This is a genomic window from Pontibacter sp. GD13, assembly GCF_058216355.1.
This window is the reverse complement of sequence record NZ_JBYZMQ010000002.1, coordinates 294509-320971: the sequence shown is the minus strand read 5'-3', so window position 1 is coordinate 320971 and position 26463 is coordinate 294509. Positions and strand designations below refer to the sequence as shown.

The 26463-nt window shown below is 50.3% G+C and carries 24 protein-coding genes; 15 read left to right on the top strand and 9 right to left on the bottom strand.

Going from position 1 to position 26463, the window contains the following annotated elements:
• Positions 1-40 precede the first annotated feature (40 nt).
• On the bottom strand, positions 41-394 hold the full coding sequence (locus AC4BAN_RS05060) for an endonuclease domain-containing protein (protein ID WP_490563289.1): 354 nt from the start codon (positions 392-394) through the stop codon (positions 41-43).
• 377 nt (positions 395-771) lie between these two features.
• Here AC4BAN_RS05060 and AC4BAN_RS05055 point away from each other — a divergent pair, with 377 nt between their 5' ends.
• Both AC4BAN_RS05055 and AC4BAN_RS05050 read left to right on the top strand, forming a co-directional pair.
• Entirely contained in the window at positions 772-1674 is a 903-nt protein-coding gene (locus tag AC4BAN_RS05055) for an alpha/beta hydrolase family protein (RefSeq protein ID WP_490563288.1), read from the top strand.
• Between the two features lie 960 nt (positions 1675-2634).
• On the top strand, positions 2635-4146 hold the full coding sequence (locus AC4BAN_RS05050) for a S8 family peptidase (protein ID WP_490563287.1): 1512 nt from the start codon (positions 2635-2637) through the stop codon (positions 4144-4146).
• Between the two features lie 108 nt (positions 4147-4254).
• Here AC4BAN_RS05050 and AC4BAN_RS05045 read toward each other — a convergent pair whose 3' ends face one another.
• The 3 genes from AC4BAN_RS05045 to AC4BAN_RS05035 form a co-directional block, all read right to left on the bottom strand.
• On the bottom strand, positions 4255-4692 hold the full coding sequence (locus tag AC4BAN_RS05045; RefSeq protein WP_490563286.1) for an acyl-CoA thioesterase: 438 nt from the start codon (positions 4690-4692) through the stop codon (positions 4255-4257).
• A 117-nt stretch (positions 4693-4809) separates the two neighbouring features.
• Positions 4810-5802 (bottom strand): vWA domain-containing protein, encoded by a 993-nt coding sequence (locus tag AC4BAN_RS05040; protein WP_490563285.1) that lies wholly within the window; start codon positions 5800-5802, stop codon positions 4810-4812.
• A 6-nt stretch (positions 5803-5808) separates the two neighbouring features.
• On the bottom strand, positions 5809-6651 hold the full coding sequence (locus AC4BAN_RS05035) for a von Willebrand factor type A domain-containing protein (RefSeq protein ID WP_490563284.1): 843 nt from the start codon (positions 6649-6651) through the stop codon (positions 5809-5811).
• Positions 6652-6753: 102 nt separating this feature from the next.
• Here AC4BAN_RS05035 and AC4BAN_RS05030 point away from each other — a divergent pair, with 102 nt between their 5' ends.
• The 6 genes from AC4BAN_RS05030 to AC4BAN_RS05005 are packed head-to-tail and all read left to right on the top strand — an operon-like array spanning position 6754 to position 12437.
• Positions 6754-7353 (top strand): RNA polymerase sigma factor, encoded by a 600-nt coding sequence (locus tag AC4BAN_RS05030; RefSeq protein WP_490563283.1) that lies wholly within the window; start codon positions 6754-6756, stop codon positions 7351-7353.
• Positions 7340-8737 (top strand): TonB family protein, encoded by a 1398-nt coding sequence (locus AC4BAN_RS05025; protein WP_490563282.1) that lies wholly within the window; start codon positions 7340-7342, stop codon positions 8735-8737. The genes AC4BAN_RS05030 and AC4BAN_RS05025 overlap by 14 nt, the downstream gene beginning before the upstream one ends.
• A 24-nt stretch (positions 8738-8761) precedes the next feature.
• Positions 8762-9487 carry a 5-oxoprolinase subunit PxpB gene (gene pxpB, locus AC4BAN_RS05020; protein WP_490563281.1) on the top strand — a complete coding sequence of 242 codons (726 nt, stop codon included), beginning with the start codon at positions 8762-8764 and terminating at the stop codon, positions 9485-9487.
• The gene (locus tag AC4BAN_RS05015; protein WP_490563280.1) at positions 9477-10481 is read left to right on the top strand and encodes a 5-oxoprolinase subunit C family protein; all 1005 of its coding nucleotides are present in this window, start codon (positions 9477-9479) and stop codon (positions 10479-10481) included. The genes pxpB and AC4BAN_RS05015 overlap by 11 nt, the downstream gene beginning before the upstream one ends.
• Position 10482: 1 nt before the next feature.
• Positions 10483-11244: a LamB/YcsF family protein gene (locus AC4BAN_RS05010; protein WP_490563279.1), complete on the top strand. Its 762-nt coding sequence runs from the start codon at positions 10483-10485 to the stop codon at positions 11242-11244.
• A gap of 2 nt (positions 11245-11246) precedes the next feature.
• Complete coding sequence (locus AC4BAN_RS05005; protein WP_490563278.1) at positions 11247-12437, top strand: NRAMP family divalent metal transporter; 1191 nt, start codon at positions 11247-11249, stop codon at positions 12435-12437.
• A 2-nt stretch (positions 12438-12439) separates the two neighbouring features.
• On the opposite strand, the gene AC4BAN_RS05000 is transcribed toward AC4BAN_RS05005, so the two are convergent.
• Together AC4BAN_RS05000 and AC4BAN_RS04995 are read right to left on the bottom strand one after the other, a co-directional pair.
• Entirely contained in the window at positions 12440-12901 is a 462-nt protein-coding gene (locus AC4BAN_RS05000) for a DUF4268 domain-containing protein (RefSeq protein WP_490563277.1), read from the bottom strand.
• Positions 12902-12924: 23 nt separating this feature from the next.
• Positions 12925-13500, bottom strand: coding sequence for an AraC family transcriptional regulator (locus AC4BAN_RS04995; protein ID WP_490563276.1), 576 nt, complete (start codon positions 13498-13500; stop codon positions 12925-12927).
• A gap of 370 nt (positions 13501-13870) precedes the next feature.
• On the opposite strand from AC4BAN_RS04995, the gene AC4BAN_RS04990 reads away from it, so the two are divergent.
• The 3 genes from AC4BAN_RS04990 to AC4BAN_RS04980 all read left to right on the top strand — a co-directional run bounded on the left by AC4BAN_RS04990 (position 13871) and on the right by AC4BAN_RS04980 (position 18116).
• Complete coding sequence (locus AC4BAN_RS04990) at positions 13871-16057, top strand: PAS domain-containing sensor histidine kinase (protein ID WP_490563275.1); 2187 nt, start codon at positions 13871-13873, stop codon at positions 16055-16057.
• A complete protein-coding gene (locus AC4BAN_RS04985; RefSeq protein WP_490563274.1) occupies positions 16050-16448 on the top strand; it encodes a response regulator in 399 nt (132 codons plus the stop codon). The genes AC4BAN_RS04990 and AC4BAN_RS04985 overlap by 8 nt, the downstream gene beginning before the upstream one ends.
• Positions 16449-16661: 213 nt before the next feature.
• Positions 16662-18116, top strand: a complete 1455-nt coding sequence (locus tag AC4BAN_RS04980; RefSeq protein WP_490563273.1) for a M48 family metalloprotease — start codon at positions 16662-16664, stop codon at positions 18114-18116.
• A 115-nt stretch (positions 18117-18231) separates the two neighbouring features.
• On the opposite strand, the gene AC4BAN_RS04975 is transcribed toward AC4BAN_RS04980, so the two are convergent.
• A complete protein-coding gene (locus AC4BAN_RS04975) occupies positions 18232-18669 on the bottom strand; it encodes a nucleoside deaminase (RefSeq protein ID WP_490563272.1) in 438 nt (145 codons plus the stop codon).
• A 311-nt stretch (positions 18670-18980) separates the two neighbouring features.
• On the opposite strand from AC4BAN_RS04975, the gene AC4BAN_RS04970 reads away from it, so the two are divergent.
• Positions 18981-20258: a metal-dependent hydrolase family protein gene (locus tag AC4BAN_RS04970; protein WP_490563271.1), complete on the top strand. Its 1278-nt coding sequence runs from the start codon at positions 18981-18983 to the stop codon at positions 20256-20258.
• Here AC4BAN_RS04970 and AC4BAN_RS04965 read toward each other — a convergent pair whose 3' ends face one another.
• Complete coding sequence (locus tag AC4BAN_RS04965; RefSeq protein ID WP_490563270.1) at positions 20259-21179, bottom strand: mechanosensitive ion channel family protein; 921 nt, start codon at positions 21177-21179, stop codon at positions 20259-20261.
• Between the two features lie 610 nt (positions 21180-21789).
• Here AC4BAN_RS04965 and AC4BAN_RS04960 point away from each other — a divergent pair.
• Positions 21790-23799, top strand: coding sequence for a T9SS type A sorting domain-containing protein (locus AC4BAN_RS04960; RefSeq protein ID WP_490563269.1), 2010 nt, complete (start codon positions 21790-21792; stop codon positions 23797-23799).
• A gap of 117 nt (positions 23800-23916) precedes the next feature.
• Here the strand turns inward: AC4BAN_RS04960 and AC4BAN_RS04955 are convergent, their stop codons facing one another.
• Positions 23917-25200 carry a hypothetical protein gene (locus AC4BAN_RS04955; protein ID WP_490563268.1) on the bottom strand — a complete coding sequence of 428 codons (1284 nt, stop codon included), beginning with the start codon at positions 25198-25200 and terminating at the stop codon, positions 23917-23919.
• Positions 25201-25496: 296 nt separating this feature from the next.
• Here AC4BAN_RS04955 and AC4BAN_RS04950 point away from each other — a divergent pair, with 296 nt between their 5' ends.
• Positions 25497-25928 carry a CBS domain-containing protein gene (locus AC4BAN_RS04950; RefSeq protein ID WP_490563267.1) on the top strand — a complete coding sequence of 144 codons (432 nt, stop codon included), beginning with the start codon at positions 25497-25499 and terminating at the stop codon, positions 25926-25928.
• Between the two features lie 88 nt (positions 25929-26016).
• A complete protein-coding gene (locus AC4BAN_RS04945; RefSeq protein ID WP_490563266.1) occupies positions 26017-26460 on the top strand; it encodes an NADH-quinone oxidoreductase subunit A in 444 nt (147 codons plus the stop codon).
• Positions 26461-26463: the final 3 nt, after the last annotated feature.

Below are 26463 nucleotides of genomic sequence, written 5' to 3'. Positions count from 1 at the left end.
AGGGGGGGGACTACTCTGCAAACCGGACAAATTCCTGAACCTACAAATCCTCCAAATACCACCCAAAAGCATCCTCAATGGCCCACACCACACGTTCAGTGTGCTGATAGACCTCTTCATTCTCAAAACGCAGCACTTTAAAACCCTGCTGAGTCAGCCAAAGATCACGGTCCTCATCGGCAAGTATGGCACCTATATTATGGTGGCTAGCACCATCAATCTCAATTACAAGGCGCTCAGTCAGACAGCAAAAGTCCACGATATACTTACCCAGACTGTGCTGCCTTCTGAAATTACGGCCGCCTAACTGTTTATTGCGCAGTGCCTGCCAAATTATAACCTCCGCTGCTGTGGCGTTCCGTCGAAGCTCCCTCCTTAAAAATAAGCGATTCATAATTTCTGATTTGGACTGAAACCCGACTGATACAGGTATAGTTCAAAGGTAAAGCGACTTGTATTAAGATAAATCTTGTATACATGTAAGGTTAGTTAGAGGAAACAATCCGTACAGATGCGCTCGCAGAAAAACCCTCCTCCCAACCTCCTCCCAGCGGGAGGAGGAGTAAAAAAGCTCCCTCACCCCTCTGGGGAGAGGGGAAACCTTCAGATTCGCGGGTAGAAAAACCCGCCTCCCTGCCTCCTCCCAGTGGGAGGAGGAGTAAAAAGAGCTCCCTCGCCCCATCGGGGAGAGGGCTGGGGAGAGGGGGTAGCGTTAGCACATGCAAAGTATATCGCTATCTTTGTTCTCAATTCAACCATCAAGCCAACTTTATGAGATCAGGAGTACTAACTTTGCTTGTTTGCTGTTTATGCTATACTTCGTTGTTGGCCCAAACCACGAAACCCAAGCTTATTACCTGGCAACAAATAACGGAAATGCCCTTGCCTGCTCCGGGGTACAAGCTGGCTTACGGTCCTGACTCATTGCAATACGGGGAACTTCGTTTGCCTGCAGGCAAAGGACCTTTTCCGGTTGTGGTGATCCTGCATGGGGGTTGCTGGCTGTCGGCTTATAACATGGAGTACATGAAACATGTGAGCGAAGCCCTGACCAAAGCGGGCTATGCCACCTGGAACCTGGAATTCAGGCGCGTTGGCGATGCCGGTGGTGGTTTTCCGGGTACTTTTCAGGATGTGGCAAAAGGAACGGACTTTGTGAAGACACTTGCGAAAAAATACCCGGTCAATGCCAAAGAAGTGCTCGTGCTGGGGCACTCTGCCGGGGGGCACCTGGCTTTATGGCTGGCCGCCCGTAAAAACCTGCCGCGCAGAAGCATACTTTATACCCGCAAACCACTGAAGCTGAAAGGAGTTGTATCCTTAGCCGGCATCCCCGACTTGGCTGCCTATAGTGTAGAGAAAGGAAGCTGCAACACCGCTGTTCCGCAACTCATGGGTGGCATGCCCACCGATGTGCCTGCGCGCTATGCCCTGGCCTCCCCTTCGCAGTTGTTGCCGCTGCGCGTACCGCAAAAGCTGGTGCAGGGCCAACTAGACCCTATCGTGCCCCGTAGCCAGCCCCTGTCTTTTGCCGCAGCCGCACAGGCCAAAGGTGACGAAGCGCAGGTACTGCTCGTGCCGGACGCCGGTCACTTCGACCTGGTGTCTCCCCTTTCCCCGGCCTGGGCAGTAATACTCAAAGCCGTACAGGAACTTATGCCTATCCGTAAATAAAGATGATGAGCTCAAGTTGCGATTTACACGATGAATTGAAGATGTAAACCCACCCCTAACCCCTCCGAGGAGGGGAATCATGCTGCCCTTATACTTTGATGACACTGTCATTTTACGTTGATAAGCACTAAATACCAACTGTGGATTCATCAGCAGACGAACTCCCATACCAGCATCTTTATTTTAAATACCAGGAACGATTCCCCTCCGAGGAGGGGAATTCTCACCATGCGTATTACTACTTTAAGAGATCATGGGAGTCACTTTCACGCAAGTCACACCTTTTAATGCATATTCTTTTCCTGCACATTAACTACTTTGGCAGAAAACATTCACTATTGCATGATGTTACGCTAAAAAAATACTCATGCTCTATATTCCCCTCCTTGGAGGGGTTAGGGGTGGGTCAATTTAGTAGCTACTCACACCTTCCGTTACAAACTGGTTCTCAAAAAGCAAAACAGCATGTTACTAAAAATGTGCTCACCTCGGCAGGCTTTTTATTTAAAAAATCCTACTTACCCATTTTAAGCCCTGCTTAAGTTTACAGGTATTTATAAAATTTTCTTTTTGATTTTTCAAAATGAGTAAGTTTCACTAAAATATAACATAGGCTATACTCCCACCTGAATTCCTGTTTTTTTATTAATTCAATACCTATATACCCTAAAATGCTTATATATAAGCAACTTAGTATACTAAAATTACAGTATTTATACTAATTATTCTCATATCATAACCATTGACTTAATAATTTGGTCTGTTCGCCACCAATAAACAGCCTTCCACACCCAATTGCTAGAAAAGTTATATTTGTTTAAACATCCAAACTTAATTATTGCCGTAATTGCTTAAACCTTTCACACCTGTGTTCGGAAAGGCGGGATACGCTCCTGCTGCCATTATCCATGTAAACAGACTTATGTAAATTTAATCACCTTTCTCTTAACCACTCTTTTTATGGCGAACACTACCATTATGCCCAAACTAGTTTACCCGATGGCCTTTGCTTTGGCTGGCTTGTTTAGTTGCAGTCAGGATAAAGACGTTGCTCCGGAAGCGAGCATGGCTACTTTGAGAACAAACGCGGCGACCGCAGGCACACCCATGGCCACTTTGCGTGGCAAAAATTACATTGTCATAGCCACAGGAGACAAGCTACCGGCAGGCATCGAAAGCAAGCTGATTGCTGCCAATGGCCAGGTAACCAATTTGCTGGCTGAGGCTGGCGTTGCATCCGTCACTTCCTCAGACCCTGATTTTGCCTCAAAAGCGGGCAAAATTGCCGGTGTGCGCTCCGTCATCCATGATTTCGAGGCGCAATGGATAAACCCTGATCAGCGAACAGTGGAAGTGAATGCGGATAACTCTGCTCCCCTAAGCACCGGAAACTCCAACCGCTACTTTCCGCTGCAGTGGGGTGCAATAGCCATTCAGGCGCCAGACGCCTGGAATACAGGGGCAAGAGGCAAAGGAGTACGTGTTGCAGTACTGGACAGTGGCTTCGATTTGACGCACCCAGACCTGGCGGCTAACATTGACCTGGCATCGAGCAGAAACTTTGTACCTGGAGAGGCATTGCAGTTTAAAGCAGTACCCGGCAAAACCTTCAGCCATGGCACCCATACTGCCGGTACCATTGCCGCCGTAGACAACAACATCGGCGTGATTGGCATTGCCCCGGAAGCAAAGCTGCTTTTGATTAAGGTACTGCGTGATGGCGGCTCCGGTTCGTTCTCCTGGATGCTGAGCGGAATGGTGTTTGCAACACAGCAAGGCGCCGACGTGATCAGCCTAAGCCTTGGCGCGGCACTGCCCCGTAACGGCAAGTTCCTGGACGATAACGGCACACCGGAAGATACCTCTGATGACAGGATCATAAACGATACCAAAGCAGTGCAGGAATTATTGGTGGCTATCGCGAAAGTTACAAAATATGCCATCCGAAATGGGGTAACCGTGATTGCTTCAGCTGGCAACGACGCAAACAATGGCAACGCCGATAAGTCGGTTGTGCATATTCCTGCTGGTGCTCCGGGAGTGATCTCTATTTCTGCCACAGCACCACTAGGCTGGGCCAATGATGTGCTGCACACCAACCTCGACAGAATCGCCTCTTACACAAACTACGGCACCCCGGATGTAACGCTTGCCGCCCCGGGGGGTGACTTCATGTATCCTGCAAATGATATCGGCACAGTAGCTGGTGTAAGACAGTACGTTTGGGCTATGGACATGGTGCTGAGCCTGGCCAACGGCGGAAGCTATACCTGGTCGGCGGGCACAAGTATGGCCGCGCCGCACGCGGCAGGTGTTGCCGCCCTGATCATCGGGAAGAACGGTGGAGACATGGATCCGGCCAGGGTGCTGGCGGTACTGCGCAGTTCTGCAGATGACTTGGGTAAGCCCGGCCGCGACCCGCTGTACGGTTACGGACGCATCAACGCTTTCAGGGCTGTTACTCAGTTTTAACAAAGTATAAGCTACTATAAAACAAGCGTCCCTGGCAAACCGAAAGGCCTGCCAGGGACGCTTGTTTTATTACCCACCTATGCTGCTGCGTTATTTGCTTAAGGCCGGTTAGCCAGCCACTTCCTCATACTCTGCGCTCTTGGGTATCTGGTTGAACTGGCCTGCCAGCTCTTCGGGTAAACTGGTCAGCTTCCGTTTCAGGGTATCGATCCACGCGCCTTCCACATTTATCAGAGCCGCCTTAACGCCGTTCTCCTTAAAAATCTCGTGCTGAATGGACCAGCGGGAGCCATCGGGTCGACTTTTAACAAGCACCGTGGTTACAGTCAGGTTCTCGTTGATGCCCACCTCGCGGAGGTACATCGTTTCTTCTCTGAAAAGGATAGGTCCCAGGTGCAACCTTTGGAAAACCTGGAGGTCCAGCCCCAGTTTATCGAGCACTTCAATACGCGCCTGCGCGGCAAAATCGGCATAAGCAGAGTGGCGCATGTGCATGTTCGCATCCAGGTGCGACCACATTACTTTGCCTGTGTAAGTATATTCCATGCGTTTTTTGATTTCGGTTAAGCATTGGCGTTAGCCGCTGTTTAAACAGCAAAGATACGACCTGCAGTCCGAAAACTGTGCCCTGCCCCGCATTAAAATCACAGGGCTCCTTCGCTATCACCTCCTATCACTCAAAAAACTCATAGACTTCACAAGGTTAATGAACTCAACCCTGTACCCTTCCTTATCCTTGCCCCTGGCACCTTCCGCCATTTCCAGCACCATCGGGTACGTTGCAGTGCCTTTGAATTCGGAATCGCGTAGCAGCATACCAAATGCCGCAACGGCAGCAGAGAACCGGAAATTATCGGAGGTCTTGTTGGCAGGAACCACTTTGTCAGCTACTGTACTGGTGATCAGTTTGCTCACCATCCCTTCAGGATCTTTGTAGCGCAGCTTCAGGGTTAGGACTTCATTTGTCGCAGTGGCTTTAGGGTCTATTGCTTTGCGCTGATATTTCAGTTCATCCACCCCGCCTGCTGTAGGGCCCGCGCTGGATGTTGCAGGTACGATCTCATAAAGTGCCGTTACGGTGTGCCCCGCTCCCAGGTCACCTGCATCTTTTTTATCATCCTTGAAATCCTCGTCGGCCAGGGCGCGGTTCTCGTAGCCGATCAGGCGATAGGCTTTCACTTTGGCTGGGTTAAACTCCAGTTGCAGTTTCACGTCTTTGGCGATGGTAAACAGTGTGCCCCCAAACTCATTCACAAATACCTTCTTCGCCTCCAGAATTGTATCGATGAAGGCATAGTTGCCGTTCCCTTTATCTGCCAGCTGCTCCATGCGGGAGTCTTTCAGGTTGCCGGTTCCAAAACCAAGCACGGTTAAGGCGATGCCTGACGCACGTTTGTTTTCAATCAGGCGCTGCAAGGCACCGTCGCTGCTCACACCCACGTTAAAGTCGCCATCCGAAGCCAGTATTACCCGGTTATTGCCCGCTTTCATAAAATTGTCGGCTGCCACTTTGTATGCCAGGTTAATCCCTTCTCCTCCTGCCGTAGAGCCACCCGCTTCCAGGTTTTCGATGGCCTGCAGAATGGTTGCTCTGTCGTTACCCGGCGTAGCGGGAAGCACCAGCCCTGCTGCCCCGGCATACACCACGATGGCCACCTTGTCCTAGGGCCGCAACTGATCTACCAACAACTTGAATCCCGCCTTCAGCAAAGGCAATTTATCAGGTGATCCCATCGATCCTGAGACATCGATCAGAAACACCAGGTTAGCCGGCGGCAGATTACCCGTTGGAATATCTTCACCTTGCAGCCCAATGTGCAGCAGCTGATTGTCTTTGTTCCAGGGGCATTCGGAAAGCTCGGTGGTAACAGAAAAAGGCGCCTCTCCTGTTGGTTGCTGATAATCGTAGGTGAAATAGTTGAGCATCTCCTCAATGCGCACGGCATCTACCGGGGGCTTCTGTCCCTGGCTCAGGAAACGGCGCACGTTGCTGTAAGAGGCATTGTCAACATCAATCGAGAAGGTAGAGAGCGGTGTTTTTTCCGGATTCAGAAACGTGCTTTCTTTGATGTAACTGTAGTTCTCGGTGTTATGGGGCGGGGCGTACACCTCCATGTGGGTGTAGGTCATGGCATTCTGACTGCGTATCTGAATGCCCGTTGCCTTTCCGGCCAGGCCCCGTGCTACCACTACTTCCTGCAGGGTTTGGGTACTGGCCTCAAGCGCCACATCCACCTGCCTTTTTTTGCCCACTTTCACGGCTTTGGTTTCGTAGCCAATAAACTGAAATACTAGTATGGACTTGTTATCCGGCACGCTGATCGTATACTTCCCGTACTGGTCGGTACTGGTGCCCGCCAGGGTGCCTCTTAGCAGCACGCTGACACCGGGCAGACCTTTGCCGTCAGTTGCGTCGGTCACTTTTCCGGAAATCATTCTTCCCTGTGCGTTGGCCTGTAACCCGATCAGTAAGAGGGTTAGCAGAATGCAGATCGTTTTTTTCATGGCTGTTTGCGTTTGGTTTTCTACAGGATGCGCTTTTCCTTCTGATTCCATAACAGCATCTCAAAATTTTTCCCTTATCTTGGATTGACAAGTTGAAAGCCCATGCTCCCCTTCTTCCTGAAGCTGTTCTCTCATGCGCAGTCGCCCCCCGACGACCTGGAGTTGTTGCGCCTGTACAGGGAGAGCCGGGATTTAACCTATTTGGGAGATCTGTTCCAGCGGCATTCTGAGATGGTGTACCTGGTGTGCCTGAAATACCTGCGGGATGAGGACGACAGCAAGGATGCCACCATGCAGCTTTTCGAGTACCTGACCGAGGCCGTGTTAAAGTATGAGATCACCAACTTTAAAGGCTGGCTCCATGTCACGGTAAAAAACCATTGCCTAATGCAACTTCGGGCAAATCGTAAGCTGCAGCACCAGGCATTGGACGAAGCCGCGGAACCTGTTATGGAAAGCCAGCACCCCATGCATCTTACAGAAGCTGAACAGCAGCAAAACTTGGAACAGGCTTTGCTGTTTGCCTTAAACGAATTGCCTGCGGAGCAACGCAGGTGCATTGAGCTCTTTTACTTGCAGCAAAAAAGCTATAAAGAAATAAGCGCCCTGACCGGGTGTGCGTTGAACAAAGTGAAAAGTTACATTCAGAACGGCAAGCGCAACCTGAAACTATACCTGGAGAAACACCATGCAGCCAGCTAAACACCCGATACTTTGGGAACCGGAAGACCATCCTGCTGTGGAACTGCTGCGCCAGTACCAGCAAGACACCCTGCCCGATGCGCTGCATCAGCCCCTGGAACAGCATCTGCTCGGTTGCGCCCTGTGCGCTGATGTACTGGAAGGCATGGCCCTGGCAAATGCCGCGCAGACAAAGGCGGCCTTACGGCATGTGCACCAGTTTGTGCAGTCGAAAACACGTAAAAAGAAACGCAAACCGTTGCCGGTATACCTAACGGACTGGCGCGTGGCTGCCACGCTGTTCCTGGTTTTCTGCACCTCCCTGCTTGTGTTTTATTATAATTACAGATCGCTAACCCAGGAAAAGGCAACGCTCTTAAAAACATCAACACCAAGCACGGTCCGGGAAAAGGATTTGGGTGTAAGCAGCGCCACTACGCTACCGGATAATCTGACCGACCTCAACCCAATTGCGCCGCAAGAAACTCAGCTCAACCGCGCCCGGGCAGAAAAACCTCCCCAGCTGGCCAGTGCAGCGCTGCCACATAAAAAAAATGCGGATGACCGAAAAACCGCGCTGGCAGAAGAAGCGGCCGGAGTTACTGCTGTAGCCAGTCCCGCTGCTTTTAACTTCACTGACACGGTGGATGCGGCAGCCCCGAAAGTGGCAGCAGCAAATAAAACGGCTGAGGCAGCTTCTACCCCACTCTTGGCCTTTCAAAATAAAAACGCCTTCGTACCGGAATCCACACACGTCCGTTCGATGCTGGCAGGCAAGGCGGCAGGTGTCAGTATCAGCGGAGTGAATACGCTGAAACTGCAGGAGGTGCAGGGGAAAGTTACTACCCCAGACGGACAACCGCTCCCGGGCGTAACGGTGCTTGTGAAAGGCACTAACCAGGGCAGCATTTCCGATGCCAACGGAAACTTTACGCTACGCCTGCCCCAGCGCAAAACAACGCTGCGGTTTGCGTCCGTCGGTTTCATGAGCACCGAAAAGCTCGTGGAGCCCGGCACGAAGAACCTTCATATACATTTGGAGGAGAACACGCAGTCGCTGAGCGAAGTTGTGGTAACGCAAACACAGGGGCTTGAGAAAGACACCACCTTCGGAACTGTGGCCGCCCACCCAGACATGGGCATGCAGGCCTACAAAAGGTACCTGCAGGAAAACATCCGCTACACGCCATCCTCTAAAAGGGGGCGGGTTATTGTAGGGGTCTCGGTTTCTGCCAAAGGTGCTTTAGAAAACGTTCGGGTTCTGAAAAGCCTTTGCCCACCCTGCGACCAGGAAGCACTACGACTGGTGAAGGAGGGCCCCGGCTGGTCTGCTGCCCTGAAAAATGGAAGCCCTGTTCCGCAGCAAGTAAAAATAGTAGTAAAATTCAGACCTGAAACCAACTGAAGCTAAGGGAAACGTATAAAACGCATGAATCAAAAGGAACTGCTCCCATTTCAGCTTTGCCCACTCGGAGACAGCGCCATGGTGCTGCAGTTTGAGGAGAGGATATCGCCGGAAACACATAACCGGATCAAGGCCATTAGCAGGTACTTCGATGCGCATGAAGTGCCGGGCATTACGGCCTATGTACCAGCCTACACCACCATCACGTTTTTTTACGACCCCTGGGTATTAAGCGAAAAGGGAAAGCTAAACCCTTATGATAAGATTGTGGAGCGGCTACAGCAGGTACTCCGGCAGGTCCGGATTGAAAAACCCTCGAAGGCGGCTGTATATGAAATTCCCGTATGCTATGGCGACGCCTTTGGCCCGGATCTGCCCTTTGTTGCCCAACACGCCGCTTTACAACCTGAAGAAGTGATCCGGCTGCACTCTAAGGCGACCTACCTGGTGCACATGATCGGATTTGCCCCTGGCTTCCCTTATTTAGGCGGTTTACCAAAAAAGCTGGCAACCCCGCGTAAACAAGAGCCCCGGGCCAGAATACCAGCGGGATCCGTGGGCATCGGCGGAAGCCAGACAGGTGTTTACCCCCTCGAGACGCCCGGTGGCTGGCAACTGATCGGGCGTACTCCCTGCACCCTGTTCGACCCTGCACGGGAAAAACCAAGTTTGCTGCAGGCCGGCGACAAGGTCCGGTTTGTGCCCATCACAGCGGAAATGTTTGAAAAATTGGAAAGCGATGGGCATTAAAGTTATGAAGCCTGGCCTGCTTACTTCGGTACAGGATTTGGGCAGGTTCGGGCATCAGAACGAAGGCGTGCTTGTGAGTGGGGCCATGGACAGTTTCTCGCTGCGCGCGGCCAACCTATTGGTAGGCAACTCACCACAGGAGGCTGCTTTAGAGGCAACGCTACACGGCCCCGTCTTATACTTTGAAACCGAGCAGGTGATAGCGATGACGGGTGCCTTGATGACGCCCAGGATTAACCAGGTGCCCGTTAAAATGTGGCGCCCCGTACTGGTAAGGGCAGGCAGCACACTAGAATTCGGACATGCCCAGATGGGTAGCCGCACCTATATTTCGGTTGCCGGCGGGTTTGATCTGCCGTTGGTGATGGGGAGTAGATCGACTTACCTGGCGGCAGGCATCGGTGGCTTCAAGGGCAGGGCCCTGCGGGCCGACGACCTGATCCCATGCCACGGATTGGGAGCGAATCCGCAACTTCACATTGCTAACTTGCAGCGCGCAGCGGTGGGGCAATGGTTCAGCCAGGCCAGCTGGTTTATGGATCCGCAGCAACACTCGCTTTATGAGCCCGAGGTAGACATACGGGTGCTGCGCGGCCTGGAGTACGACTTGTTCACGCCACAGAGTCATGCCTATTTCCTGAGCGATAAATACCAGGTGAGCCCTAACTCCGACCGGATGGGCTTTCAGCTGCTCGGCTCTCCGCTGCGCCTGCGAACGCCTGCTGAACTGTTATCCAGCGCGGTAACTTTTGGTACTATACAGGTTCCGCCACAGGGCAACCCCATCATACTCATGGCAGACCACCAGACAACAGGCGGCTACCCGCGCATAGCGCAGGTAATCTCGGCAGATCTTCCTAAATTGGCCCAGGTACAGCCTGGCAAGAATATTCGTTTTCAGGAAGTGTCCCTGAAGGAAGCCCAGGAGCTCTACCTGCAGCAGGAATTAAACATGCAACAACTGGAAAGTGCCATTCGCTTCAAAAACCATTGATATGTACCAACACCACGTAGACCTGAACTGCGATATGGGAGAAAGTTTCGGCGCATTCAGCCTAGGGAACGATGCTGCCTTGCTCGACTATATTAGCTCCGCCAATATTGCCTGCGGCTTTCATGCCGGTGACCCCCTGGTGATGCAGCGCACCGTGCAGCTGGCCAGGAGCAAGCAGGTAGCCATCGGTGCCCACCCGGGTCTGCCGGACCTAGTGGGCTTTGGCCGGCGCGCAATGGCCGTTTCCGCCGCTGAGGTTTATGCCATGGTGGTGTACCAGGTAGGTGCGCTGCAGGCGTTTGTAAAAGCCGCCGGAGCCGACCTGCATCATGTAAAACCACACGGGGCGCTTTACAACATGGCTGCTACGGATGCTGTGCTGGCCGCCGCTATTGCCAAAGCGATGCAGCAGGTTTGCCCAGAGGCGGTGCTGTACGGGCTTGCCGGAAGCGAATTGATAGCAGCAGGCCAGGAAGCGGGCCTGCGCACGGCGCAGGAGGTGTTCGCAGACCGTTCGTATCAGCAGGATGGCACGCTTACCCCCCGAAGCCTGCCAAACGCCCTGATCACAGACAGGCACCAGGCCGCACAGCAGGTGCTGAACATGGTAAAAGAAGGGAAAGTAAACACGGTGCAGGGGGGGCATGTGGCGCTGCAGGCCGACACGATCTGTATACACGGCGATGGTGCCCACGCGCTGGAGTTTGCCCGTTACATTTCCGAAACCTTACATAAAGAGAACATCAGCATTCAGCCGCTTTAACCATGCGAAACCAAAGAAACTGGGGCGTGCTTTTAGGAGCCGCTTTTTTAATGGCCACCTCCGCCGTGGGGCCCGGCTTCCTGACCCAAACCACGGTATATACACAGGTACTGGGGGCCAGCTTCGGCTTCGTGATCCTGTGTTCCATTTTGTTGGACATCGGGGCGCAGCTCAATGTGTGGCGCGTTATTGCGGTTTCGGAGAACCGTGCCCAGGACATTGCCAACAGGCTGCTGCCCGGCCTGGGCTTTTTCATTTCCCTGCTGATCGTACTGGGAGGCTTTGCATTCAACATCGGTAATGTGGGCGGTGCAGGGCTTGGCTTCAACGTGTTGTTCGGCATTACCCCCGAAACAGGCGCCATGGCGGCTGCCGCTATTTCCATCGCTGTTTTTCTGGTGCGCGAAGCTAAAAAAGTAATGGACAGGTTTGCCCAGGCCATGGGCTTTTTGATGATCGTTTTGATCGTGTACGTGGCTTATACCTCTGCCCCTCCCCTTGCCGAGGCAGCCGCCAGAACCATACTTCCCGATAACATCGACATTACCGCCATCATCACGCTGGTTGGCGGGACAGTAGGCGGCTATATCACCTTTGCGGGTGGTCATCGCTTGCTGGATGCCGGCATAAAAGGCAAAGACGCCCTGCCGCAGGTTACCCGAAGTGCCGTATCCGGTATCACCATCGCCTCCGTTATCCGTATCTTCCTGTTTCTGGCTGCCCTGGGTGTGGTGAGCAAGGGCCTCCTGCTCGATGAGGCAAATCCGCCGGCCTCTGTTTTTCAACTGGCCGCCGGGGAGGTAGGCTACAAGCTATTCGGCATCGTGATGCTCTCGGCGGCAGTCACCTCCATCATCGGTTCGGCCTATACCTCTGTCTCGTTTCTCAAATCGTTTCACAGAGATGTAGAAAAGTATGAGAACTGGGCCATCATCCTCTTTATATTTATTTCTACTGCCATTTTTGTAACCATTGGCCGGCCGGTGCACCTGCTCATCCTGGCAGGCGCCCTGAACGGACTTATACTGCCCATCACCCTTGGTACCATGCTGGTAGCGGCCCATGATAAAAAGATAGTGGGCGACTACAGGCACCCGTGGCTGCTTACAATCTTTGGGGCGGTTGTCGTGCTTGTAATGGCCTGGCTGGGCGGTTATACCCTTGTTAAGCAACTGCCGGCCTTGTTTGGGTAAATTTAGCGCAGGGCATCAAAACTATACTGGGCCCCGCTCCAGAAATCGTCCAGAGCAATCAGGCGGGGCTTAAAAAAGGAAATGAGTGCCGGCCAGTCGTCTTTAACAAAAACATTTACCCCTTTTATCTCAGTGTAGATCCGGCTCACGGTCTTTCCATAGGCATCAGTCGTGTGCATGTCCCAGTTCCAGGTTTCTCCCATGTACTGCTGCAATAGGTTCTTTAATTCCAGGAACTGCTCAAAGTAGAGCTCCTGTATCTCTGGGTCGGGGTGTGTGAGCTCAATGGCAATGGAGGCTGCGTTTTTTTCGGCACGCAACCTGAAATAAACGTCTTTGAGCCCGGTCTTATAATTGACCCAGTTTATCTTTAACCCGTCGGATGAGGGATGAGGTGCCAGATACTGTCCAAAGGTGGTCCAGAAGGCTTGTCTTAATTGCGAGGCTTGCTCTTTGGTATACATCTTATAAATGACGAAGGTAGCCCCTAGTGCAGCTTATCAATGGTTTTCCGTTTCTCTTGCTTCACCTGCTTAAAATGCGTGGGTGTGAGTCCGGTTACTTTCTTAAACTGGCCTGAAAGATGCGCTACGCTGCTATACCCGAGTTTAAAGGCGATTTCTTTCAGGCTGAGCTCATTGTAAACCAACAGTTCTTTTACCCGTTCGATGCGCTGCAGAATCAGGTATTTCTCCAGTGTGATCCCCTCAAAAGAAGAGAACAGAGCGCTCAGGTATTGGTAGTCCTTTCCCAGCTTTTCGGCCAGAAAGTGAGACATGTTCACATGCAGTTCGGCCTCGCCTTGCTGGTGCACCAACGCTATGATGGAAAGCTTAATTTGCTCTATTAACTTCGTTTTCTGGTCATCCAGTAAATCGAAACCGTTGTCGGTCATCACCTTTTTTATCTTAGCCAGGTCAACTTCCTGTGCTGTTGCCGCTATTTCCGCTTCCCCCAGCCCCACGTGCAGCACCTGGTATCCCATGGCAGCCAGCTCTTCAGCCACCACCCGCTTGCAACGGTCGCATACCATGTTCTTGATGTATAATTTGGTTGTTGCCATCGGCCCCTATTAATTTTTGATACTAAATAATGCTTTATTTCGAAAAAAGGCAAAAAGAGCCCTGTTGGGGTATGAGCCCGTATTACGGAGCACTGGAACAAAATAAGCCGTTCCCGGTCAGAGACGCCCCCGTCGAGGCGCATTTTATTGCATTATTCTTCTATCTTACTTGCTTGCAACTGATACAGAAAAAAAATAAATGTTAAATTATCGTGTGGTGGTAAAAATATCTTCAACAATGTGTAAATTCAAACATTTTTAACCAGTTTGCTTATCATAAGTTGCATAGAATGGAATGTATTTTTTTTAAAAACTGTTCTGCTCCGGTCAATTTACTTGAAGGTTCTGCGCGATTTATATAATTTTCTTTATGACACTTTTGTCATCTACATTTTACAAACACCTGTTAAGCAATAGTACGGATCTGCTTTCTGTGCTCGACCACAATGGCGTGTTTAAATTTTTAGGGGATTCTGTGAAACCAATTCTTGGGTATGAAACGGAAGAACTGGTTGGTAAAAGTATTTTCGAGTTCATTCACCCGGATGATGTCACTATAGCTATCGGTGCGCTCCAGGAGATTTACTCGAAGGAGCGGCTTCATGTGCCGCGATTGCGCTTCCGTAATAAATACGATGCCTGGCGATGGCTCGACTGTACAGGAACTAACCTGTTGGATGAACCCAACATCTGCGGCATAATCACTAACTCACGTGATATAACCGAAACAGTGGAGGCCGAAATAGAAAAGGAGCTTCACCAGGCATATTACAAGTCCTTGTTTCAGGAGCACTCCGATGCCGTATTCTCCCTGGACCGAAATGGATTTTTCCGTTCCATTAACCGAAATTTCATAACTATTACCGCTTACCCCTCTGAAGAAGTAATCAACCAGCACTTCCTTAAATTTATTCAAACCGAGGAAGCAGCTTTGGCAAAAGCGGCTGTCGATCTTACCCTCTCCGGCGAGCCATTTTCCGATGAGATCAGAATACTGGATGCTTCCGGAAATAAAAGAATCCTACACATCTCCCTGATGCCGGTTTATATAAATGGGGTAGTGGAAGCGTTACAGGGCATCGCCAAGGACATCACCGCCTTCAAAAAGTCTCAGAGGCTGATTAAGGAACAGGCAAAACAGCTCAATAGCCTGATTGAGAGTATTGCCGATCCATTTTTCGCCTTAGATGGAGACTGGAACTTCACGTTTGTTAATGCAGCTTTTTGCAATTTTATCGGAAAGGAACGTGCCTCCTTTATCGGCCAGAAGATATGGGGGTTTTTCCCAGGCATAGAGTCCTCGCGGTTTTATGCCAAATGCCACCAGGTGGCCGACACTAAAGTTACGAAGTACTTTGAAGAGGGCTATATTCTTAACAAAGACCTTACTTTAAGCTTCAGCGTTTTCCCTTCAGATGGCGGTATTTCCGTGCATTTCTACGACTCCACCGCTCAGATAACCTTACAGCGTGAACTTGAGAAACTCTCCCTGGTTGCCAGTAAGACAATCAACGGCGTTGTGATTATGGACACCGCCTGCCGGATAGAATGGGTAAACGACGGCTTTGTCCGTTTAACGGGCTTTGAGAAAGAAGAGGTGCTTGGTAAAGTACCCAGTACTTTTCTCCAGGGCAAAGACACCGACCCGGCTACTTCCCAACGTATAAGGGCCGGGTATAAATCCTTGCAGTACTTTACGGATGAAGTGATCAATTACCGTAAAAATGGCGAACAATACTGGGTGAAACTGGACGTGACCCCTACCTGGGACAGCCATGGCAGCCATGTGAATTATATTGCGATCCAGACGGACATCACGGAACAGAAGAAAGCAGAAGCGGAGCAACTGAAGCTAACCGACGACTTGTACAAGCAGAACCTGAACCTGCAGCAGTTCACCTACATGGTATCGCATAACCTGCGGGCACCGGTTGCTAACGCCCTTGGCTTGTCCGGCCTGATCAAAAAACTGGATCAAAGCAGCCCGCAGTACAAAGCCGCCTCCGAAAAACTGCATACCTCTCTCGCACAGCTCGACGGAGTGATCAAAGACATCAATGAGATTTTGAGCGTGCGGGATGCAGACAAAACCCTGCCTCGCGAACGAGTTAACCTAAGGCAAATCACCCAGGAGGTCCTCTCCACGTTCAGCGATGAATTGCAGCAGGAGCAGGCCGAGGTTTCCATTGCCATCGACGCCACTTATGAGTTCCTGTCAAACAGGGCATATTTGTATAGCATTTTTTATAACCTGTTATCCAATGCTATCAAATACAAAGCACCTGACCGGCCTTTAAAACTTACAGTTGCTATCAGCCAGGACCACCGGGGCTACGTTTTAACTGTATGCGATAATGGCATGGGGATGGATATGCACCTGGTTCAGAACCAATTGTTTAAACTCTATAAACGTTTCCACCCGAATACGCATGGCAAAGGCGTTGGACTTTTTCTGGTAAAAACTCAGGTAGAAGCCTTAGGGGGTAAAATTGAAGTGGAAAGTGCACCTGACAAAGGCACAACTTTTAAACTATTGTTTGGCGCAAAGCATGTTTAATAAAGTATATATCATTGATGATGATGAGATCAGCATCTTTCTGACCGAGACGTTGCTGGAAGTAGAGAATTTTGCCAAACAGTTTAAAGGTTTTCTTTGCGCCCGCGAAGCCTTGGAAGAACTAATCTCCAATCTGGAAGGAGAGCTGTATCAAAATCTGCCGGACATCCTGTTTCTGGACCTAAACATGCCCTTTATGAGTGGCTGGGACTTGCTGGATATGCTGCTGCCTTACGAAGCAGACCTTTTGGAAAGGTGCCGTATCTTCATTCTCACCTCCTCAGTGGATAAGGTGGAACTGCAGCGGGCTGAAAGGTATAGAATGGTGGCTGGCTTCTTACAAAAACCGCTGGAAGACGATGCCTTGTCCAAAATAAGGGATTTGCTTTAAGCACGGAGGCAAGGGGCATATTCATTCCCAAGGTATTTCCTAACCTCATCTTTTCGGGTGCATGTAGCTATTAGGGAAAGGCAGTCTTCTCAAAAAGCTTTCTCCGGGGGTTGGGGTTGCAACTTATACCTGGTTCCTCCGTTGCTAGGATATATAGCTTTTTTTAGATAGAACTTTTCAAAAGAAGCGCTCACACATGAAGCAACACAAACTATGAGAAGATATAGTATCATCTGCCTGTTGGCAGGAACAATGGCGCTGTTCAATTCGTGCGCTAAAAATCCGGTAACCGGTAAGAACCAGGTTATTCTCATGTCTGAAGATCAAGAGATAGCGTTAGGGGCTCAGTCAGACCCTGAGATTGTAGCGCATTTTGGTCTCTACGAGGATCCTGCCCTGCAGAAGTTCATTGATGCCAAGGGCCAGAAAATGGCTGCCATATCACATCGCAGTAAATTGAATTATACTTTTCGGGTGGTGGATTCGCCGGTGATCAATGCCTTTGCCGTACCAGGCGGCTATGTGTATTTTACCCGTGGCATTATGGCCTACTTTAATAACGAGGCCGAGTTTGCGGGGGTACTGGGGCACGAGATCGGACACATTGCGGCACGCCATTCTGCACAGCAACAAAGCAAGGCGATGCTGGCACAACTTGGGTTGATCGTAGGCATGGTGGTATCACCGGAGTTCGCACAGTTCGCCGATGTGGCACAGCAAGGTGTCGGTTTGCTGTTCCTGAAGTTTGGGCGCGATGCCGAGCGCGAGTCTGATAGACTGGGGGTAGAGTATTCGTCTAAGATCGGGTACGACGCTACCGAAATGGCCGAGTTTTTCCAAACCTTGCAACGCACCAGTGCAGAGGCAGGGGCAGAACCCGTTCCAACATTCCTTTCCACGCACCCCTCCCCCGAAGACCGGCAGGTAGTGGTTGCACAGCTTGCCCAGGAGTGGAAGCAGAAGCTGAGCCTCACCAATCCGGAGGTTGGCCGCAACGCCTATTTGAAAATGGTGGACGGGATGATCTTCGGGGAAGATCCGAAGCAGGGTTTCCTGGAGAACAATGTCTTCTACCACCCGGTACTGAAGTTCAAGTTTCAGACACCCACCAACTGGGCTTTCCAGAACACCCCGCAGCAGGTAAGCATGGCCGATAAGCAAGGTAAAGCCATGATGACCTTTACAATCGCACCGGGAGCTAACCTACAGGAGGCAGCGCAGCAGGTGATGCAGAAGTATAAACTTCAGCCCCTGGAATCGAACAGCGTAACGGTAAACGGCTTGCCAGCCCTGGCTATTGTGGCAGACCAGCAGCAAGCCCAGCAGCAGCAACAGGCACCTGTCCGCACTCTCACCTACCTGATACAGTACGGCGGCAATATCTACAGCATGATGGGTATCAGCACCACAGCCAATTTTAACAGCTATGCCCAACTGTTTACAAACTCCATGCAAAGCTTCAGTGCTTTAACCGACCCTGAGAAGCTTAACCGCCAGCCGGAGCGCCTGCAGGTGAAGCCGGTAAAACAAACCAACACGCTTGCCAATGCTTTGCAGGCGTATAACGTAAAAAATGACAGACTGGAAGAACACGCTATCCTGAACGGTATGAACCTGCAGGATCGTGTCACGCAGGGAACGCTAATCAAGGTTGTAGAACGGAAATAATGACACTCAGTTGAGCACAGAAAAGGCCGCTGTACAATACAGCGGCCTTTTCTGTGCTGGTCTGATTACTATAATTTGTAGCTCCACTTTTAGCAACAAGCGGGACTACCTTAATTTATACCCCAATATCCTCCTGCCATAACGCTGGCTTTTCTTTGATAAAGTCTTGCATCAGCTGGTAACATTCCTCGTTGTCCGCTACAGTTACCGTCACCCCTCTTGAACGGAGCAGTTCCTCTTCACCCATAAAGGTACGGTTCTCCCCTATCACTACTTCCGGGATGCCATACAACAGGATAGTGCCGGAGCACATCGTACAGGGCGAAAGTGTTGTGTAGAGCGTGCATTCGCGGTAAACAGCGGCAGGCTGCCGACCTGCGTTTTCCAGGGCATCCATCTCCCCGTGCAACACCACGCTGCCCTCCTGCACCCGCTTGTTATGTCCCCGGCCAATGATCTTACCCTTATGCACCAGTACAGAACCGATGGGTATGCCTCCTTCTGCGTAACCTTTTTTGGCCTCGTCCAGGGCTGCTTGTAGAAACTCGTCCATAGTTGTGATTGCTTTATTTGTTGAATTATGCTTTACACTTTCAATTACCTTTAGGTTTTAGCACATCCTAGCAAGGCACCGGCCCGCAGTAGCCTTGCTCAATCTTGCTTTCGATTTAGGTAACTACTGAAGCAAAATGCGCTTTTTAATTTTCTGAAAAAAAGGGTCGGTTTGGTCTTCTACGTCTATAAGCGGAGGAGCCTTAAGCAGCAGGTTTGCTCCGTTTAAAGGATGGCTGTACATGACATATAAGCAATAATTTTTTTACATTGCCATTATCTTTCATTCATCTCTATTCCTGACCTTTTAACATGCGCAGCTTCCTGATTATACCGTTACTTGTTTACCTGTTTGTCACGCAGCAGAGTATGGCCCAAACTACTAATCCGGAAACTTACTACCTCCTGAGACCGGACAGGGTATTCGATGGCGAGACCATGCATGAAGGATGGCAGGTTCTGGTGCATAACAACAAGATAGAAAGTGTAGGCGACCTGAAAAACGTGCCTGCCGGCGCAAAGGTAATGGAGCTCAAAGGTACTACGCTTATGCCCGGGATGATAGAGGGGCACAGCCACCTGCTGCTTCACCCTTACAATGAAACGCCATGGAACGACCAGGTTTTGAAAGAGTCGGGGGCTGAACGCGTAGCCCGTGCAACCAACCATGCCCGCGAAACACTGCTGGCCGGCTTCACCACCGTGCGCGACCTCGGCACGGAAGGCGCCGGTTATGATGATGTCGGATTAAAACAGGCCATTGAAAAAGGAGTAATTCCGGGTCCGCGCATGATCATCGCTACCCGGGCCATTGTGGCATCCGGCAGCTATGGTCCCAAGGTGCTGCGCTATGATATGGAGTCCCCGGTTGGGGCGGCTGAGGCCGACGGGCTGGAGGGGCTCACGCGCGAAGTTCGGACACAAATAGGGAAAGGGGCTGATGTGATCAAAGTATACGCGGACTACCGCTGGGGATTGAATGGTGCCGCGCAGCCTACTTTTACGATGGAAGAACTGAAGCGCGTAGTGGAAGTAGCCGGCAGCAGCGGCAGGCCGGTAGTGGCCCATGCAGCAACGGAAGAAGGCATGCGCAGGGCTATACTGGCAGGTGTTTCCACGATTGAGCACGGCGACTACGCCACCCCGGAAATATACCGCCTCATGAAAAAGAATAACGTAGCCCTCTGCCCCACCCTGGCAGCTGGCGATGCCATAATGCAGTATAACGGCTGGAAGAAAGGCAGCCAGCCAGAGCCGGAGCGCATCCGTGAAAAACGAAAAAGCTTTGCCGCTGCCCGGGATGCCGGCGTAACCATTTGTATGGGCGGCGACGTGGGCGTTTTCCCGCACGGCGACAATGCCCGTGAAATGGAGATGATGGTGGAGTATGGCATGAAACCGCTACAGGTTTTGCGCGCAGCCACTTCCGTAAACGCTGATGTGTTTAAAGTTTCGGACAAGGTGGGGCGTATAAAGTCCGGTTTACTGGCAGACCTGGTAGCCGTGGAAGGTAACCCCACAGAGCATATCGCACAGGTGAGAAAAGTGAAATTGGTGATGAAGGACGGAAAAATTTACAAGCAAGAATAGTTAAGGAGCCGCTGGCCGCTGCATGTCCTGCCCCTCGTTGGCCTGGTAAAAGCGCGTGGTCGGGTAAGCGAACCTTATATCGGAGGTGTTGGCAAATGCCGTGAGCACATCTTCCCATATATCGTGGGTGCTTTGCCTGCGCCGCGGCACACTGCACATGTAGCGCATGTTCAGCCGGATGCCGTTTTCCCTTACATCGGTAAAAAGGCTGGGGCTAAAATCGTCATAAAAGATAAGGTGCCGCTGCGATTGCCGCTTCACCTGCAGCTTGGCCTGATCTGAGAGCTTCTCACTGTGCCTTTCAACAATTTCTGTAAGAATGGCCTTTGCCCGATGCCAGTTGCTTTCAAAGGTTACCATCACCGATACCTCATTCCATATAAAAGGAAAACCGTAGTTATAGTTTGCCTGTGGCTCGGTAAACAAGCGGCCATTCGGAATATTAACCACCCTCCCCGTTGCCTGGTCGGCATGTACCCACCCCCTGATCTCATTTACCGAGAACTGGAAGAGCCGGATATCAATGACATCACCGGAAAACTCACCCACCTGAATTCTGTCGCCAATCCGGAAAGGGCGCTTCCAGATGATGAACAGCCAGGCCGCCATGTTAAGCAAGGGCTCCCGCAAGGCTAGCACCAAACCAGCGGACAGCAGGCCCAGAAAGGTAGCGATGGACCTCAGGCCTCCAAACCATACATTGAGCAGTAGTATGATGCCTAAGCCGGTAATAATATAGTTTGTGAACTTTCGCCACTGATAACGTTTCCGGATATCCTTTTCACGCTTGAAGGCGATGGCCAATACGAGGGTACTCAGCAGCCAAAGCCCGAGCAAAACGGCCAGCGTAACCAGTAGGTGTTGATAGAACTCCGCACTGATTCCTGTTAACGACTCCAACCCTTGGGTAATCCTTCGCATATGTTTTCTTTGCTCCTGCCTTACGAATAAAGGCTGCTGTAGTTTTTTAAGTAACCCTTTTGGTCAGTATACTCGCCCAGTATAATATTTATTTGTTTTTTATCCATCCCTTAAATATTATTAAATATAATTATATTATATTATAATATTGATATAATTCATTAAAAACTCCTAATCACCCTTTATTTTAATACATTTACTAATAAAATATGCACTTTTTTAATATAATGTGAGGTTAATAAAACTATACAATTATAACTGTGGTATGCCTTGTTAACCAGTTTGTATAAATCACGATGCAGATGTTAATTTCTAGCCTGGTGCAAGCGAATTATGCTCCATCTGTATGAAATACTGTTCGTGCAGCTTTTGACCTGCTATGCTTATGATGAAGGCGTCTTAAAATGATTGCTTTACTATACATTGCCATTCGCTGGCACACTAAATAATTTTCATTCCCTTTAGTTCTCTCGCTATACAATAATTAAGGTTACTCTCTTACTTTCAGCATTTTTTCCTTTTCATACCTGAAAGGCTTTAAAATAAATGTCAATAGTAAAGGCTCCATCACCTGACACGATAAATACTTCAACCGACCTATCCCAAGCGCATGTACAAACTTAAAACACAACCGGTTTTCCTCTTACCGCAGGCAAGCGCCAGGGTATCGCTGTTGTTGTACCTACTGCTGGTTGTTTTGTTCCTCTTTGCATTCAGTTCACGTGCTTTGCGGGCTCAAACGTACAATGGCCCCCTGGTTATCACTAAAGGAGGAACCTATACGGGTAACTGGGAATCCAGGGACTCGGAGGTGGCAGCCGTGGAGATCCGCACCAGCGAGGCCGTGGTTATTATAGACGCCAACATACGCGGAGCCGGCCCCTTGGTCCGCTCCATCGGAAACTCCGCCGATGTTACCATCCGCCATACCCGTGGCTATGGCCTCACCCCCACTCCCTGGAAGGATTACATGAAAGCCCGGCGGTTTCTGGGTGTGGATGTGTTCCGTAACATTGTGGTGGAAAACTGCTACATGGAGAACACTGCCGGCATTTACATCGGCCAACGTTACGAGGGCAACAACACTTCAGCTAATACAGTAAAAATCCGGTTTAACAACGCCAAAAATATTGACGGACGGGTGTACGGCGGAAAAACCTTCGCCCAGTTTGTGCAGTTCAACTTCCGCGCCGCTACCCCGAATATAGAAGTGGCCTGGAACCAGGTAATCAATGAAGCCGGAAACTCAGCAGTAGAAGACATGATCAGTATCTACAATTCCAGAGGAACGCCCAGTTCCCCCATAAGCATTCACGATAATTATTTTTACGGCGCCTACCCTGTACCGCATACAAGCTCCACCTTTTCAGGGGGCGGCATTATTACAGATGGGGATGGCGATGCGAATTCCTGTACCGCTTATGTAGAAGCCTTTGAGAATCAACTCATAAACATGGGGAATTATAGCATGGGCATAGCCGGAGGCAATAACATCCGCTACCATCATAACAGAGCCGTGAACTCGGCTACCTTTCGCGATGGCACCAGGTTCGCCATGTATACGTCAGGTTTGTGGAGCAAGGACTATTACAACATGAGCGCCACCTTCTCAAACTCTTTGGATAACAACACGGTTGGGGTTACTGCCTGGGGGTACCCAAATAACCGCAACGACATATCGGTGGCAGAAAAAGCTACTTACACGAACAATGTTTTCCTGCCTGGCGGTGCGATCTCGGTTCAGACAGAGGATGCAGAATATAGCCAGTGGAACCAGAAATTACAGCAAAATGGCATTGTGCTGGGTCCAAACCTATCTATTCCACCTCCGCCCTCTACCCCGGCAGGCAAGATCACCAGGGAATACTGGGCGGGGGTGCCAGGCACCAGTATCTCCAAGATTCCGCTAACAAAAACTCCTACCGCTAGCACAGAACTTACCTTATTCGAGGCGCCCTCTAATGTTGGCGATAACTACGGGCAACGGGTAAAAGGGTACGTAACTGCTCCACAGAGCGGCGAATATACCTTCTGGATTGCAGGAGACCATGCCTTAGAGTTGTGGTTGAGCACCTCCGATGACCCAGTCAAAAAAGTAAAACTGGCTTATACCTATAACCCGACCAATGCACGCGAGTGGACGAGATACCCCTCTCAGCAATCGGTAAAAGTGATGCTGGAGCAGGGCAAGCGCTATTACATCGAAGCGCTGATGAAAGAACAGAATAAGAGTGACCACCTGGCTGTGGGTTGGCAATTACCTGACGGAATACTTGAAAGGCCAATTCCAGGCAACAGGCTTTCACCCATTTTGCAGGGTGCAGCAGTTCAGGCGATAGCCACGGATCAATTCTCAGAATCAAGCCAGGCCGATGAAATAGCGGCATACCCGAACCCTTTCATCCGGGAGATCACCCTCGGCCTACCTCCCCAAACCGTGCTGAAAAGCATTGTACTCTACGACCTGACCGGAAGGAAAATTGTTGAAAAGAACACTGGGCTCAACCTAGAAAACGGAACATATCACATGGTGCTGGATGAGGTGCTCAAAAGTGGAATCTATTTTCTGAGCATACTTGATAGTAATAATAAGCTGAAAAGTATAAAGATCATCAAATGAAAGTACGCCACCCCGGCTCTGCTAAACTTTTTTAATTTAATTTTGACTGGCTCATACTTTAGAGCGAGTAAACAAAGCTGCAGTTTTGGTTAAGGACTATTTTTCATCCTGTTCTGCTCAATTGTGCCACTTCGCTTGATGGGTTGCATGCGTGTGCAAGTAGGCGCCCGGTTTAAAGAACTTGTCATAAAAGTCCAGGTCCAGGTGGTGTGCCTGCAGGTAGGTAAGCAAAAAAATGGAAGGCACCGTGCCCGGAAACTTCCCAAAGGTATCAAATATGTATTGCGCCTGAAGCGCCACGCAATCCTTGAATCTTTCGCTATGCACCAGGGCAGCGCCCCTTACTTCGGGCGTTGCTTTCCAGGGGCCCGGCGTGCCGGTATTAAATGGCCCACCGGCACCAAACTTTCGCTCACACACAGCTTCCACTGCAGCGCGCATATCTGGGTAGTGAGGCGGGCAGAACCCTTCCATTACTCCCTCGAGCCCCGTTGGGTTTGGGTAAGGCCACCGCTCCTCCATATCGTACCTGAAACCGAGTCCGGGCACCTCAGGATTACCGCTGGCTCCCAGCACGCTGAACAAATCCAGTCCATCATACATCCAACCACCGAGGCCCATGGCCTGCAGCATTAAAGTCCCTGCATAGCAACTCGTGGATAATTCGGCTGTCACTTCGGCCAGGCATAACTGTTCACCAAAAGTAATGGGCCAGGTACTGTTCAGGTCAGCCAGGTCGCTGTACTTTTCAAGGCCTGGTATGGCTCTCTTATGGATGTCATCGGTCAGCACCATGCCGTTTTGGAGCATATAGCAGATGCCCAAAAGCAAATGTTGGGCAAGATCTGCCACAGGTATCACCAGCAAGGAACCGGGCTTGTTGGCAACCCACGTATTGTGTGCCTCCACATATGGCACCTCGGCGGGCAAGTGCAGGCGTCCGTCCTTTAGCTTCCTAACATTGCTTTTTAAGCCAGTTACAATATCATCCAGATGAAGGGAGCCATCCGGGCTTCTCTCTGCCACTGCCGGCGAATCGCGGTTATCGACGATATAAACTCCTTCATCATCCGTAAAAAAAGTGTTGCTGGTATGAAAACCTGCTGCCGACGGGAAAGTACGTCCCCCGGCGGCACCTGCATAATTTGAAAGGTGCGGCGCGTACCGTTGTGCTCTATAGATCATGTTATGCCAGCCAGTATTCCCGGCACAGGCAGTAACCACCAGCAGCTTCTCCAACTCAGAGAGAGGCATGGGGTCGTGTTGGGATTTATAGGCCAGCACCCCATCCGGAATTTCAGCACCCATTAAGAACCGCCGGGACCTGCGCCCTAACAGAGCCTCCACCAAGCTGAAATTCAGCATGTCTTTAAAACCTTCCGGAATAGAATGAACTGGCATTAGCACACGTCTTTCGTACTCTTAATTGTACTGGGGTATTTTAAATTTGTTTAAATTATTACCAGCAAAATCCTATGCATTATTAAAAACTATGAACAAAAACCTTCTCCATAAATTGACTCAGAGAGCATCTGTAAATAATTGTTAGTCAACAGACAAGGTGCTTATACCGCTTAAATTTACTATTTTACTTAATAAAAGGATATTTCTACTATTTTTTTGACCTTTTTAAAAAAACCCCGTATACAAAACCAAATATTCAAATTACTTTATTCACTCATTTACAGGAGGTTGAAATGGGAACAGTACGAAACATACTTCAGCAAAAGGAGAAAATGATCATCTCCGTCAACCCCAACGACACCGTTTTTAGCGCCCTTGAAAAAATGGTAGAGAAAAACATAGGTGCCTTGCTGGTAGTTGATGGCGGTAAGTTCGTCGGTATTTTCACAGAAAGGGACTATGCCCGGAAAGTAATCCTCAAAGGCAAGGCCTCTAAAGAAACCCAGATCAAAGAAATTATGACCGAGCGCCCCGTAACGGTAACGCCGGACAACACCATGGAAGAATGCATGGCGCTTATGACTACCAAATATATACGCCATCTACCTGTATTCGACGGAACCCAACTTGTCGGCCTGATTTCCATCGGCGACATTGTAAAATATATCATCGACGAGCAAAAATTCATTATCGAGAACCTCGAGCATTACATTACCGGCACCTGATGGCTCATGAAGCTGACCGTACCGGAAAGGCATTACCAGTTAATTTTATTCTTTCACCAATTGATTTTCGCCTGGAGGCGGACTGCCTATGTATGCACCACAAGAAAACGATACGCTTTTATGGCCTCTTTTCGTGTATGGGGCCATCGTGATCAGTCTTGTATTAGTCATACTGGGCCTGTCTCATGTGCTGGGACAGCGCAAATTCGATCGCGCCACAAACCAGCCTTACGAGGGCGGCATCGTTAGTGCTGGCTCTGCCCGCCTGCGTTTCTCCTCACAGTTTTATCTGGTGGCCATGCTGTTCGTTATTTTCGATGTGGAGACTGTTTTCATACTTTCCTGGGCCATCGCTTTTCGGCAGCTCGGTTGGTACGGTTATGTGGGGGTGCTGGTTTTTATCGTGCTGCTGGTAGTGGTCCTGGTGTATGAATGGCGCAACGGTGCCCTAGACTTCGGTCCGGACGGCAAGAAAATACTGCAGGCATATCAAGCCATGTTACGAAAGCCAGGGCCTGAAAAAGCGCCCTAAAAT

Excerpts from the sequence above, each read along its gene's own strand:
- AC4BAN_RS05060 (WP_490563289.1), bottom strand. The coding sequence starts at position 394 with ATGAATCGCTTATTTTTAAGGAGGGAGCTTCGACGGAACGCCACAGCA.
- AC4BAN_RS05055 (WP_490563288.1), top strand. The coding sequence starts at position 772 with ATGAGATCAGGAGTACTAACTTTGCTTGTTTGCTGTTTATGCTATACT.
- AC4BAN_RS05050 (WP_490563287.1), top strand. The coding sequence starts at position 2,635 with ATGGCGAACACTACCATTATGCCCAAACTAGTTTACCCGATGGCCTTT.
- AC4BAN_RS05045 (WP_490563286.1), bottom strand. The coding sequence starts at position 4,692 with ATGGAATATACTTACACAGGCAAAGTAATGTGGTCGCACCTGGATGCG.
- AC4BAN_RS05035 (WP_490563284.1), bottom strand. The coding sequence starts at position 6,651 with ATGAAAAAAACGATCTGCATTCTGCTAACCCTCTTACTGATCGGGTTA.
- AC4BAN_RS05030 (WP_490563283.1), top strand. The coding sequence starts at position 6,754 with ATGCTCCCCTTCTTCCTGAAGCTGTTCTCTCATGCGCAGTCGCCCCCC.
- AC4BAN_RS05025 (WP_490563282.1), top strand. The coding sequence starts at position 7,340 with ATGCAGCCAGCTAAACACCCGATACTTTGGGAACCGGAAGACCATCCT.
- pxpB (WP_490563281.1), top strand. The coding sequence starts at position 8,762 with ATGAATCAAAAGGAACTGCTCCCATTTCAGCTTTGCCCACTCGGAGAC.
- AC4BAN_RS05015 (WP_490563280.1), top strand. The coding sequence starts at position 9,477 with ATGGGCATTAAAGTTATGAAGCCTGGCCTGCTTACTTCGGTACAGGAT.
- AC4BAN_RS05010 (WP_490563279.1), top strand. The coding sequence starts at position 10,483 with ATGTACCAACACCACGTAGACCTGAACTGCGATATGGGAGAAAGTTTC.
- AC4BAN_RS05005 (WP_490563278.1), top strand. The coding sequence starts at position 11,247 with ATGCGAAACCAAAGAAACTGGGGCGTGCTTTTAGGAGCCGCTTTTTTA.
- AC4BAN_RS05000 (WP_490563277.1), bottom strand. The coding sequence starts at position 12,901 with ATGTATACCAAAGAGCAAGCCTCGCAATTAAGACAAGCCTTCTGGACC.
- AC4BAN_RS04995 (WP_490563276.1), bottom strand. The coding sequence starts at position 13,500 with ATGGCAACAACCAAATTATACATCAAGAACATGGTATGCGACCGTTGC.
- AC4BAN_RS04990 (WP_490563275.1), top strand. The coding sequence starts at position 13,871 with ATGACACTTTTGTCATCTACATTTTACAAACACCTGTTAAGCAATAGT.
- AC4BAN_RS04985 (WP_490563274.1), top strand. The coding sequence starts at position 16,050 with ATGTTTAATAAAGTATATATCATTGATGATGATGAGATCAGCATCTTT.
- AC4BAN_RS04980 (WP_490563273.1), top strand. The coding sequence starts at position 16,662 with ATGAGAAGATATAGTATCATCTGCCTGTTGGCAGGAACAATGGCGCTG.
- AC4BAN_RS04975 (WP_490563272.1), bottom strand. The coding sequence starts at position 18,669 with ATGGACGAGTTTCTACAAGCAGCCCTGGACGAGGCCAAAAAAGGTTAC.
- AC4BAN_RS04970 (WP_490563271.1), top strand. The coding sequence starts at position 18,981 with ATGCGCAGCTTCCTGATTATACCGTTACTTGTTTACCTGTTTGTCACG.
- AC4BAN_RS04965 (WP_490563270.1), bottom strand. The coding sequence starts at position 21,179 with ATGCGAAGGATTACCCAAGGGTTGGAGTCGTTAACAGGAATCAGTGCG.
- AC4BAN_RS04960 (WP_490563269.1), top strand. The coding sequence starts at position 21,790 with ATGTACAAACTTAAAACACAACCGGTTTTCCTCTTACCGCAGGCAAGC.
- AC4BAN_RS04955 (WP_490563268.1), bottom strand. The coding sequence starts at position 25,200 with ATGCCAGTTCATTCTATTCCGGAAGGTTTTAAAGACATGCTGAATTTC.
- AC4BAN_RS04950 (WP_490563267.1), top strand. The coding sequence starts at position 25,497 with ATGGGAACAGTACGAAACATACTTCAGCAAAAGGAGAAAATGATCATC.
- AC4BAN_RS04945 (WP_490563266.1), top strand. The coding sequence starts at position 26,017 with ATGTATGCACCACAAGAAAACGATACGCTTTTATGGCCTCTTTTCGTG.